Annotated in this window: 1 protein-coding gene; it reads left to right on the forward strand. The window is 55.9% G+C overall.

All coding sequences use genetic code 11. The features are described 5' to 3' along the window. Positions 1-160: 160 nt before the first annotated feature. Positions 161-991 (forward strand): MobV family relaxase (mobV, locus tag D2V05_RS06010; RefSeq protein WP_119646701.1); only part of this gene is annotated, 831 nt, incomplete at its 3' end.

The raw sequence follows: 991 nt of genomic DNA on the forward strand, positions 1-991 counted from the left end.
CAGACCGCTGTTGAACTTGACCTTTAGGCAGCTTGCTGCCCGAACGATTTTGCAAAGCAAAGTCTAGTGAGTACACTATCATCCTGATAGTGGCCCGCCGGAGGCATCGCAATGCGATCCCCCGTCTGGCCGGATGGACGCCGGAACGAGGGGGGGAAGCATGGCGAACTACGCGATAATGCGCTGTAAAAAGCTGACGGGAATGGGCAGTGTGGCCAGCGCGTTGCAGCACTGCTACAGGGAGCGTGAGACGCCGAATGCTAACGCTGAACGGACACCAGAAAACTACTGCTCTGTATCCGAATCAACGGATCAGGCAATGGGGCGTGTCCGGGAGCTGCTGCCTGAAAAACGCCGTAAAGATGCTGTACTGGCCGTTGAATACGTTATGACTGCAAGCCCTGAGTGGTGGAAAGAAGCGACACCGCAGCAACAGGCGGAGTTTTTCGCCCGCTCTGAGCAATGGCTGGAGAAGAAATACGGGAAGGATCGTGTTGTGGCGGCGGTGGTTCACCGGGACGAGGCCACCCCCCACTTGTCAGCGTTCGTGGTGCCATTGACGCAGGATGGACGGCTGTCCGCGAAAGAGTTTATTGGCGGGCGGTCAAAGATGCGTGAAGATCAGAGCACCTACGCTGAATCAGTAAAAAAACTGGGTCTTGAGCGCGGAATCGAGGGAAGCCGTGCCACGCATCAGACAGTTCAGCACTACTACGAATCGATAAACCGTGGCACCCGTAGCCAGGTATCGATCTCACCGGAGGCGCTGGAGCCGCGTGTACTGCGGAAGGGCATTTTCACCAAAGACGTGGAAGATCAGGCAGCCATAGCTAAACGTTTAAGCCAGGCAGTGAACGATGGCTTTGCAGGAACCGTCGCTATGGCCTCTCAGAGCGCCCAGAATGCAAAAAGAGCGCGCGAGCTACAGAAGACTATGGATTCGCAGCAGAAACGCCTACAGAGCGTTACAGAGCCTTTTAAGGGGCTTTCA

Source organism: Flagellimonas pelagia, from assembly GCF_003584135.1.
Lineage (GTDB): Bacteria > Bacteroidota > Bacteroidia > Flavobacteriales > Flavobacteriaceae > Flagellimonas > Flagellimonas pelagia.